Origin of the sequence: Streptomyces pathocidini, assembly GCF_001418495.1 — a bacterium.
Classification (GTDB): domain Bacteria; phylum Actinomycetota; class Actinomycetes; order Streptomycetales; family Streptomycetaceae; genus Streptomyces; species Streptomyces pathocidini.
Window position 1 is genome coordinate 1 of record NZ_LIQY01000008.1, and the last position, 9,815, is coordinate 9,815.

A 9,815-nucleotide genomic window follows, 5' to 3' on the forward strand; every position below is an offset into this window, starting at 1 on the left:
CGCGGCCGCCCTCGGCCTCGCCCTCCGGAGCGCCGCCGACGGCCGGGCCCCGGACCACCGCGACTCCTTCGCGTACCTGCACCTCGGAACGGGGCTCGGCGCCGGACTCGTCCTCGGCGGCGGGCTCTACCGCGGAAGCAGAACCGGGGCCGGGGAGTTCGGGCACCAGGTGATCCAGCTCGACGGCCCGCTCTGCGAGTGCGGCGACCGCGGCTGCGTCGAGGCGCTGTGCCTGGCCGCCGTCGCGCGCGGCGACATCCCCGAGGCGGCCCGCGTCCTCGGCGCGGCCGCCGCCAACCTCGTGGGCCTGCTCGACATCGACCGCGTCCTGCTCGGCGGCCGCACCGCCGTCGCCGACGGGGAGGCGTTCGTACGCGGCGTGGGCGCGGTGCTCGCGGAGCGTGCGGCGCGTGAGGGGCTGGGCCCGGCCCCGGCCCGTACGGTCCCCGTCGGCGTTGCGCCCGACGGGGAGCGGGCCGTTGCGTACGGGGCCGCGCAACTCGTCCTCGCCCCGATGTTCGGCCACGGCGACCAGACCGACCGCGGTGACCAAGCCGGCCACGGCGCCCAAGCCGATCGCGGCGACCAGACCGACCGCGGTGACCGTACGGAAGACGCGCCGCACCCGGCCGCCGTCGTGGAAACGTAACCGGACCCGACAGCCCCAACACCCCGCCCCCGTACGGCAGTCCACTTTGTGCGGCAGTCCACCCTGGGCGACTCGCCGTCTCCGTGATTCCCTCTCCGTGGGCCCACCTCCGTGAACCCATCCCCCCGTGAACCTGCCCTCCATGAACCCTTCTTCGTGAGCCCGCCGCCGGTCCGCCGTCAGCGTCCCGTCATGAGCCCGCCACCGGCCCGTCAGATCCTGACGCGGGCCGGAGAATGCGCACGTCACACGGATACCCGAGCCCCAATACCTACGGATACCCTGGGGCGCAGCGGCCGGCCCGCCCGGCGGGCCGCTTCGTGCCGGACCAGTCCGGCGGGCCGTTTTCCGAGATACCCGACGGGAGCCGATACGTGGCGGAGCGCAAGCCGATCGAGTCCTGGCTCACCGACATGGACGGAGTCCTGATCCACGAGGGCGTCCCCGTCCCCGGAGCCGACGCCTTCATCAAGCGGCTCCGCGAGTCCGGAAAACCGTTTCTGGTGCTGACGAACAACTCCATCTACACCCCGCGTGACCTGCACGCACGGCTGGCCAGGATGGGGCTCGACGTGCCCGTCGACCACATCTGGACCTCCGCGCTGGCCACCGCGCAGTTCCTGGACGACCAGCGGCCCGGCGGCACGGCGTTCGTGATCGGCGAGGCCGGCCTCACCACCGCCCTGCACGACATCGGCTACATCCTCACCGACGCCGAGCCCGACTACGTGGTCCTCGGTGAGACGCGCACTTACAGCTTCGAGGCGCTGACCAGGGCTATCCGGCTGATCAACAACGGGGCCCGGTTCATTGCGACCAACCCCGACGAGACCGGGCCGTCCACCGAGGGCGCGCTGCCCGCGACCGGTTCCGTGGCCGCGCTGATCACCAAGGCGACCGGGCGCGAGCCGTACTTCGTCGGCAAGCCCAACCCTCTGATGATGCGGGCCGGGCTCAACGCGATCGGCGCCCACTCCGAGACCAGCGCCATGATCGGCGACAGGATGGACACCGACGTGCTGGCGGGGCTCGAAGCCGGGATGGAGACCTTCCTCGTGCTCACCGGGCTGACCCGGCCGGCCGAGGTCGACCGGTTCCCGTTCCGGCCGTCGAACGTCGTGGACTCCATCGCCGACCTGGTCGAACGCATCTGAGGCGGCGGCCCGGGCTCGGCCGTACGTCACCTAACGGAGCAATGCGGACACGCTCCGCGTGCGGTGACCGGCTCGGCGGGTGAACCTTCTGATGAGGAGGTTTCACGATGGGCTCTGACCGTCCTTCCAGGCGTTCCCCTCTGTCCCGCACTTCCCTGCCCCGGGCGCTGTCCCGTACTTCGCCGTCCCTTACGTCCCGCCGGGCACTGTCCCGTACGTCCTGCCGAGCGGCCGTGGCCGTGGCGGCCGCCGCGCTGTGTTCGGCCGGTGCCCTGACCGCCGCCCACGCAGGGGAGTACGACCCGGGGTCGCGTGGCGCGGGTGCGGCGGCCGGCGGCCGGGAGCCGTTGGTCGGGCCCAGCATCCTCCCCAGCCGCTTCACGCCGCCCGGGGCGGGCACGGCCAAGCGGGACGAGGGTTCCACGCTGCCGAGGGGCGAGTCCTCCGCCGGCGCTGGGCACTCCGCGTCCGCCCGACCGCAGCCGTACCGGTCGGAACCGGGGAGTCCGGAAACCCGCCGCCCGGAGCAGAGCCGTCCAGAACTGGGCCGACCCGAGCAGAGCCGCCCGGAACTCGGTCGGCCCGAAGCCGGGCGGTCCGAGCCCGGCACCTCCGCGCACCAGTCCGGCCACCCCAACACCCCTGACACCTCCACCGGTTCCGCCGACCCCCTCAAGGTCACCCCCGGCACGGGCGCGCCGGGTTCCGAGGTCGAGATCCGGGTCAAGGGCTGCGAGGGCGGCCGGGACGTCAAGGTCCTGGCCCGCTCCGAGGCCTTCGTCGCCCCCGCCGAACTCGCCCCCGAGAGCGGTGGCGGCTACTTCGGCGAGGCGCGGATCCGCTCCACCGCCCAGCCCGGCACGTACCGCATCACGACGGACTGCCGCGTCGTCGGCACCCTGACCGTGGCCGCCGGAGAGTCTGGAGCGCACCCCTCCGGTTCGCCGACCGCGCCGGTGCGCGCCGGGGGCGGCGGGACCGCGGTACTGGCCGCGCAGACTGCCGAGGCGGCGGAGGAAGACGGCCCCGGGCTTGCCCACTTCGTCGTCGCGGCCGGGCTCGTCGGCGGCGCGGGGCTCGCGGTCGCGGGGATCGCGCTCCGGCGGCGCCGGGCCGACTCGGCGGGCAGCTGAGACGGCGGCCGGTCACCGTGACCGATCTGCGCTCCGCCGGAGGCGGGCGGCTCATCGCGGGCCTGACCTGGGGGGTGGTTCTCCTCGGGCTGTGGCTGTGGGGCCGGGAGATCACCGATGGGCAGGGCATCGCGGGTCCCGCGACCGGTGACGTGGCGGCGGTCGGCCGCCCGGCCGGAGCCCAGCTGCCGCCCTCGTACGTGCCGCTGGCCGACGCCCGGCCGGAGCGGCTGGACATCGCGTCGGTGGGCGTACGGGCGCCGGTTATCGAGCGCGGGCTGGACAAGGACGGCGCGGTGGACCCGCCGCCCTACTCCCAGCCGGGGAAGGTCGGTTGGTACGACGGCGGTGTCACGCCGGGAGCGGCGGGGACGGCGCTGCTCGTCGGGCATGTCGACACTGATTCGCGGCCCGCGGTCTTCCACCGGCTGGCCAGGGTCAAACCGGGGGAGCGGGTGCGGGTGGCGCGGGAGGACGGTTCGGTCGCGGAGTTCACCGTGGAGGCGGTCGAGGTCTTCACCAAGGACCGGTTCGACCCCAAGCGGGTGTACGGGCCCCGGGACCGGGGGCGCGCCGAACTGCGGATGATCACCTGCGGGGGGCGGTACGACGCGAAGGCGCGCGCGTACTCCGCGAACGTGGTGGTCTCGGCGTATCTGACGGGCGCGGTGGGCGCGGCGGGGGCGACGGCCCGGGGCGTGGCGCATGGGTGAGGGGCGGTCCGGGACGGGCCGGGTGAGCGGGCCCGCGAGCCGGCTGTAGTGCTCGTAGCCGAACACGGCGCCATCCCGCAAGGGCGAACAAGTGCTTAACGGGCATACCGCGCGGAGCGCAGCCGGGTCCTGATGTTCCCGAAGTGGTCCCGCACCGCCTCCTCCGCGCGCGTGGCGTCCCCGGAGCGGACCGCTTCGAGGATCTCCCGGTGCTGGCGGCAGGTGGTCTCCGGGTCGGGCTGGGGGGCCTCGACCAGGTCGGTGCGAACCCGGTGGAAGGCGTCCCAGAACGCCTCCAGTACCTCGCTGAGCAGGAGGTTGTCCAGGCCGCGGTAGAGCGCGGCATGGAAGGCGCGGTCGGTGTCCGCGCGGACCGCGCCGCCCGCGGCCTCTTCCTCCATGCGGGACACGAGCGCGTCGAGCTCGGCCAGGTCGGCGGCCGGGACGCGGCCCGCGAGACGCGCTATCAGGCCGGTCTCGACGGCCTCGCGCAGCTCCAGGAGCTGGAGCAGGCTGTCCTCGCCGCGGTAGTGCCCGGCCACGGTGCGGAACGTCAGCCCTTCGATCATCGGGGCCATGGACATCGGCCCGACATATGTGCCGAAACCGTGCCGGATCTCCACGATGCCCATCGCCTGGAGCGCCTTGAGCGCCTCGCGTACGGAGTTCCGGCTGACCCCGAACAGCTCCATGAGGTCGGTCTCGGTGGGCAGCGGAGCGCCGGACGGCAGCCGCCGGTCGACGATCAGCTTCTTGATGCGCTCCTGGATGTCGCTCGCCATTCCGCGACTGTGCATCGCAACCTCCGTTTTGACCAGCCGCGCCGAGCGCCGGATACCCTCCGGAACCACTCTGGGCCCCCTCGCCGGTGGCAAGGAGGCCCAAAGTCGTCGGTGCGCCGCCAGGGACTCGAACCCCGGACCCGCTGATTAAGAGTCAGCTGCTCTAACCAACTGAGCTAGCGGCGCGCGCTGACAGAGAGAGCTTACCCGATCAGGGTAGGTGGTCCGAACGTGCGGCCGGAGGGGCGCCGCGAGCCTGGTGTGGCCGGTGTGATCCGGCCAGGGTCGAGGCGCCGTAGAAGGTTGAATTTCCCTCCCTTATTGGTCTGGACATGTCCAACACCCGGAGTTAACCTGCGACTTGGTCTAGACCTGAAAATCGAGACAGGGCAAGACAAGGCAAGGCGCCACCAACCCGGCCGGCCGGCTCCCAGCTCGCAGTAGCACTTCCCCCTCCGCGATCCACAGGAGCGAAGCATGCGCAAAAGATTCGGCGCGGCCGTGCTCGGACTCGGCGTGATCTGCGCCTCGGTCCTCTCCACGAGCAGTGCCAGCAGCCACGGTCGGACTGTCAGCCCCACCAGCCGCCAGGAGTACTGTGCCCGCGGCACCGTGACGGGCTGCGGCGACATCCAGTACGAGCCGCAGAGTGTCGAGGGCCCCAAGGGCTTCCCCGCCGCCGGCCCCGCCGACGGCACCATCTGCGCCGGCGGCCTCTCCCGGTTCGCGCAGCTCGACGACCCGCGCGGCGGCGCGTGGCCGACGACCCGGCTCACCTCGGGCCAGAGCTACACCTTCACGTGGCAGCTCACCGCGAACCACTCGACCACCGACTTCCGCTACTACATCACCAAGAACGGCTGGAACGGCACCAAGAAGCTCACCCGCGCGGACCTCGACCCCGCGCCCTTCCTGACCGTGCCCTTCAACGGCGCCCAGCCCCCGATGACGGTCACCCACAGCGGCACGATCCCCTCCGGCAAGACCGGGCGCCACCTCATCCTCGGCGTCTGGACGATCGCCGACACCGGCAACGCCTTCTATTCCTGCTCGGACGTGCAGTTCTAGGTCCGGCCGCCCGGCGCCCCCGCGCCGGGCGGTGGCAGCGGTCTCGAGAACTGATGTCGGAAACGACTTCGGGCCTCCCCGTCATGGACGAGGAGGCCCGAAGGTTGTCGGTGCGCCGCCAGGGACTCGAACCCCGGACCCGCTGATTAAGAGTCAGCTGCTCTAACCAACTGAGCTAGCGGCGCCTGCTGACGGAAGAATCATACCTGGCCCGCGTGGGTGCTCCCGACCACGCGGCAGTGGATCTGACCACGCGGCGACCGCGGGGCCCGCGGTGCTCAGATCGCCAGCGACAGCAGGACCGGCGCCGCCTTGCGGTTGAGGGTGTCCGCCGCCTGCCGGAGCCGGTGCGCGTGCTCGATCGGCATCGACAGCGCCAGGCAGCCCACGGCCTTGCCCGCCGTGATCGGCACCGCCGCGCACACCGTGCCCACCGCGTACTCCTGGAGGTCGAGCACCGGGACCGTGGCCGGCTGGTTGTCGAGGCGGGTGAAGAGGATCTTCTCGTTGGTGATCGTCCGCGAGGTGAGGCGGGCGGTCTTGTGGCGGGCGAGGTGGTCGCGGCGGCCGTTGTGGTCGAGCTGGGTCAGCAGGCACTTGCCGACCGCGCTCGCGTGCGCCGCCGCCTTGAAGTCCACCCACTCGTTGACCTTCGGGGCGCGGGGGCCGTCCGCGTACTGCGTGATGTTGACCTCGCCGTCGATGTACCGGCTGATGTAGACGGCCGCGCCGACCGAGTCGCGGATCTCGGTGAGCGTGCGCTGCAGCTTGGCGGAGAGCGCCGCCTGGCCGCGGTCGCCCGCGGAGCCGAGGAGGACCAGGGACTCGCCTACGGTGTACGCGCCGTCCGCGACCTGCTCCACGTAGCCCTCGCGCGTCAGCATGCGCAGCAGGTGGGCGAGGTGTCCGACGGGCAGGCCGGTGCCGCGTGCGATCTCCACGTCGGTCACGCCGCCGCCGTGCTTGGCCACGCACTCCAGCACGCGCAGGGCGTGCTGCACCGAGTGGAACGGCGCGGTCGGCTCGGGCTTGAGCGCCACGGTTTCCCCCTACCAGGTTGCTACCGCTTGCCACGTCACCGGCGCTCCAGGGCGCGGCACAGGGACATGGAACAAGCCCCTCCGCATCGCTCCCGAGAGCACGGCTCGATACCACGATAGCCGCCAAGGCCCGGGAATGGGGCCGGTGTTGACGACTTCTGCGGCGCACCCCAGGGTCTTGCGCCGGGGTGCGCCTCCGGCATATGCCGAGGTCATGCCGGGAGCTCGGACGGTCACAGCACCGCGCTGAGGAACTCCCGGGTGCGCTCGTTCTCCGGCTCGCTGAAGATCTTCTCCGGCGGACCGGACTCGATGACCCGGCCCGCGTCGAACATCAGGACGTCGTCGGAGATGTCCCGCGCGAAGCCCATCTCGTGGGTCACGCACAGCATGGTGATGTCCGTGGTGTGCGCGATGTCGCGCAGCAGGTCCAGCACGCCGGCCACCAGCTCCGGGTCCAGGGCCGAGGTCACCTCGTCCAGCAGCAGCACCTGCGGCCGCATCGCGAGCGCCCGGGCGATCGCCACCCGCTGCTGCTGGCCGCCGGAGAGCTGGGTCGGGTACCGGTCGAGGCACTCGGTGAGGCCGACCAGTTCGACCAGCTCGCGCGCCCGCTCCTCCGCCTCGTCCCTGCCGAGACCGAGGACGTGCACGGGCGCCTCGGTGATGTTCTGCAGCACCTTCATGTTGGGGAAGAGGTTGAACTGCTGGAAGACCATGCCGATCTTCTTGCGGATCTCCCGGGTGTGCTTCTCGCCCGCGGGGACGAGCCTGCCGCCCTTCTCCTCATGGGTGAGGTACTCGCCGTCGACCCGGATGGTGCCCTCGTCGGGCTTCACCAGAGTCATCAGCAGCCGCAGGATCGTCGTCTTGCCCGAGCCCGAGGGGCCGATCAGGGTCACGTGCTTGCCGGGCGCGACGGTGAAGTCCAGGTCGTCCAGCACCGTGTTGCTGCCGAAGCGCTTGGTGACCTTGTCGAACCGGATCAGCTCGGCGCCGTTCCCGCTGCCGGGAGTGGACCTGCCGGGAGTGGACGCGGCCGGAGTGGACCCGGGGGAACCGGTGGGACCGGTGGAGTCAGTGGACAAGACGACGCTCCAGGTATCGCATAAAAAGGGAAGCGGGGTAGGAGATGAGGATGAAGGCGATGCCGACGATCGTGTACGGCTCGATGTACTGGAAGGTCTGCGCGCCGAACTGGCGGGCCTGGTTGAGCATTTCCAGTACCCCGATGCCCAGCAGCATCGGGGTGTCCTTCAGCAGCGCGATCACGTAGTTGCCGAGTGCCGGGACGACGCGGCGGATGGCCTGCGGCAGGATCACCGCGCCCCAGGTGCGGCCGCGCGGCAGGCTGAGCGCCCTGGCCGCCTCCCACTGGCCGGCTGGCACGCCCTCGATCCCCGCGCGGTAGACCTCGGCGGTGTACGTCGAGTAGTGCAGGCCGATGCCGATGATGCCGGTGGCCAGCGCTGAGGTCTGCACGCCCCACTCGGGCAGCACGTAGAAGAGGAAGAACAGCTGCACCAGCAGCGGGGTGTTGCGGATGAACTCCACGAAGAAGCCCACCGGCCAGCGCACGAAGCGGCTGGGGGTGCGCAGCAGCAGGGCCCAGACCAGGCCGAGCGCGAAGGACAGCAGGGAGCCGAGCGCGGTGGCCTGCAGGGTGACCCGGACGCCGTCCCAGAAGTACGGCATGAACTCGTCGACGACCGACCAATTCCAGTTCACTGGGCGCCTCCCGCCAGGCCGGCCTTGGTGGACCGTTCGGTCTCCTCGATCCTCAGCTTTCCGAGGATGCCGCCGCTCTTGGGCGGCGCCTGGCCGATCCCGGCCTTGGCGCGGCGCTCCAGCAGCCGCATCACACGGGTGAGGAGGAAGGCGAGGACGAAGTACATGCCGAGGATGGCGAGGTAGATGGTGGTGCTCTGGCCGGTCGCGAGGCGGGCCAGCTGGGCCTCGAAGGAGATGTCCGGAATGCCGAGCAGCGAGACGAGGGCGGTGCCCTTGAGCAGCTCGATCAGCAGGTTGTTGAACGGCGGCAGCATCTCGGGTACGGCCTGCGGCAGGATGATCCGGCGCATCCGCTGCCAGGGCGTGAAGCTCAGCGCGATGCCGGCCTCACGCTGCGCCGGGGCCACCGCGGCGATCCCGCCGCGGACGATCTCCGCGCCGTACGCGCCGTAGGTCAGGCCGAGGGCCAGGGTGGCGGCCCACATCGGGACGAACTGCCAGCCGAAGGCCAGCGGCACCACGAAGAACAGCCAGAACATGAACACCAGCGCCGACGTTCCGCGGAACACCGCCACATAGAAACCCGAGAGGAACCGGAGGATCCAGTGGCGGGAGGTGCGGGCGGTGCCGACGGCGAAGGCGACCACGGCACCGAGCGCGGCGGAGTAGACCGTCAACTGGACCGTGATCCAGATGCCTTTGAAGATTGCTTCCCACAGCTCCGCTGTCATGCCTTGCACAGCTCCTCTGCCGTGAGATCCGTCATCTCGGTCTCGGTGAATCCGAACGGCCTGACCACGCGCAGTACCTCGCCGTCCTTCTTCATCTTGTGCAGTTCCTCGTTGAACGCGTCGCGGAGTTTCGTCTCGCCCTTGCGGAAGGCGAAGGCGCCCGCGCCGTGTGCGGGTTTTCCGTCGAGCGTGGGCAGGAACGGCTCGGTGCCCTCGACTTTGGGGTTCCGGGTCTGGTTGATGACGTTCCGCACGGTCAGGCTGGTGCCGGCGAAGGCGTCGGCGCGGCCCTGGGCCACGGCGAGCAGCCCGGCCAGCTGATCGGGATAGATCTGGATGGAATCCCGGGGAATGCCCGCGCTCACCGCGTAGTCGATCTCGGCGTACGCGCTGCCGCTGGCCAGCTTGGCGCCGGTCCGCTCGACATCGGCGTAATTGCGCAGGCCTTTCGGATTTCCCTTGCGGACGATGAAGGCGTCCAACACCTCGTAGTCCGGATCGGCGAAGAGGACCTGCTCGCACCGCTCGGGGTTGATGAACATGCCCGCGGAGATCACATCGAACTGCTGCGAGTTGAGCCCGGGAATGAGCGAGCCGAATTCCGTGGGAACCGGCAGCACATGGGGTACCCCCAGCCGCTTGAAGATGATCTTCGCGAGTTCCGGTGCCTCTCCCGTCACCTCGGCCTTCTTGCTGATGTAGCCGAAGGGGATCTCTCCCGCGATCCCCAGCCGCACCGTGCCCGTGGCGCGCAGGCGGTCCAGCAGATTGCCGCCGCCCTTCACGTCGCCCGTGGCCACCCGGCTGCAGCCGG

11 protein-coding genes and 2 tRNA genes are annotated in these 9,815 nt (G+C 70.9%); 5 read left to right on the forward strand and 8 right to left on the reverse strand.

From position 1 onward, the window contains the following. The 4 genes from AOK16_RS00570 to AOK16_RS00585 all read left to right on the forward strand — a co-directional run. Positions 1–649: ROK family protein (locus tag AOK16_RS00570; protein WP_157859040.1), on the forward strand; the 649-nt coding region annotated here is incomplete at its 5' end. 374 nt (positions 650–1,023) lie between these two features. Continuing rightward, positions 1,024–1,803: an HAD-IIA family hydrolase gene (locus AOK16_RS00575; protein ID WP_055470203.1), complete on the forward strand. Its 780-nt coding sequence runs from the start codon at positions 1,024–1,026 to the stop codon at positions 1,801–1,803. A 233-nt stretch (positions 1,804–2,036) separates the two neighbouring features. Further along, on the forward strand, positions 2,037–2,936 hold the full coding sequence (locus tag AOK16_RS00580) for a hypothetical protein (RefSeq protein WP_055470204.1): 900 nt from the start codon (positions 2,037–2,039) through the stop codon (positions 2,934–2,936). A gap of 17 nt (positions 2,937–2,953) precedes the next feature. Beyond that, complete coding sequence (locus AOK16_RS00585; protein WP_240483305.1) at positions 2,954–3,649, forward strand: class F sortase; 696 nt, start codon at positions 2,954–2,956, stop codon at positions 3,647–3,649. Between the two features lie 95 nt (positions 3,650–3,744). On the opposite strand, the gene AOK16_RS00590 is transcribed toward AOK16_RS00585, so the two are convergent. Together AOK16_RS00590 and AOK16_RS00595 are read right to left on the reverse strand one after the other, a co-directional pair. Beyond that, on the reverse strand, positions 3,745–4,431 hold the full coding sequence (locus AOK16_RS00590) for a FadR/GntR family transcriptional regulator (protein ID WP_055470206.1): 687 nt from the start codon (positions 4,429–4,431) through the stop codon (positions 3,745–3,747). 112 nt (positions 4,432–4,543) lie between these two features. Continuing rightward, positions 4,544–4,617 (reverse strand) — tRNA-Lys (locus AOK16_RS00595). 291 nt (positions 4,618–4,908) lie between these two features. On the opposite strand from AOK16_RS00595, the gene AOK16_RS00600 reads away from it, so the two are divergent. Then, entirely contained in the window at positions 4,909–5,499 is a 591-nt protein-coding gene (locus tag AOK16_RS00600; RefSeq protein ID WP_055470207.1) for a lytic polysaccharide monooxygenase auxiliary activity family 9 protein, read from the forward strand. A gap of 111 nt (positions 5,500–5,610) precedes the next feature. On the opposite strand, the gene AOK16_RS00605 is transcribed toward AOK16_RS00600, so the two are convergent. From AOK16_RS00605 to ehuB, 6 genes are all read right to left on the reverse strand, one after another. Further along, positions 5,611–5,684, reverse strand: a tRNA-Lys gene (locus AOK16_RS00605). Between the two features lie 93 nt (positions 5,685–5,777). Beyond that, positions 5,778–6,539, reverse strand: coding sequence for an IclR family transcriptional regulator (locus AOK16_RS00610; RefSeq protein ID WP_055470208.1), 762 nt, complete (start codon positions 6,537–6,539; stop codon positions 5,778–5,780). 233 nt (positions 6,540–6,772) lie between these two features. After that, complete coding sequence (ehuA, locus tag AOK16_RS00615; RefSeq protein WP_079100907.1) at positions 6,773–7,627, reverse strand: ectoine/hydroxyectoine ABC transporter ATP-binding protein EhuA; 855 nt, start codon at positions 7,625–7,627, stop codon at positions 6,773–6,775. Then, on the reverse strand, positions 7,617–8,267 hold the full coding sequence (gene ehuD / locus AOK16_RS00620) for an ectoine/hydroxyectoine ABC transporter permease subunit EhuD (protein ID WP_055470209.1): 651 nt from the start codon (positions 8,265–8,267) through the stop codon (positions 7,617–7,619). The genes ehuA and ehuD overlap by 11 nt, the downstream gene beginning before the upstream one ends. Then, positions 8,264–9,001 carry an ectoine/hydroxyectoine ABC transporter permease subunit EhuC gene (gene ehuC, locus AOK16_RS00625; protein WP_055470210.1) on the reverse strand — a complete coding sequence of 246 codons (738 nt, stop codon included), beginning with the start codon at positions 8,999–9,001 and terminating at the stop codon, positions 8,264–8,266. The genes ehuD and ehuC overlap by 4 nt, the downstream gene beginning before the upstream one ends. After that, positions 8,998–9,815, reverse strand: an 818-nt coding sequence (ehuB, locus tag AOK16_RS00630) for an ectoine/hydroxyectoine ABC transporter substrate-binding protein EhuB (RefSeq protein ID WP_055470212.1), incomplete at its 5' end; no start/stop codon positions are given. The genes ehuC and ehuB, both read right to left, overlap by 4 nt.

Excerpts from the sequence above, each read along its gene's own strand:
- ehuC (WP_055470210.1), bottom strand. The coding sequence starts at position 9,001 with ATGACAGCGGAGCTGTGGGAAGCAATCTTCAAAGGCATCTGGATCACG.
- AOK16_RS00600 (WP_055470207.1), top strand. The coding sequence starts at position 4,909 with ATGCGCAAAAGATTCGGCGCGGCCGTGCTCGGACTCGGCGTGATCTGC.
- AOK16_RS00590 (WP_055470206.1), bottom strand. The coding sequence starts at position 4,431 with ATGGCGAGCGACATCCAGGAGCGCATCAAGAAGCTGATCGTCGACCGG.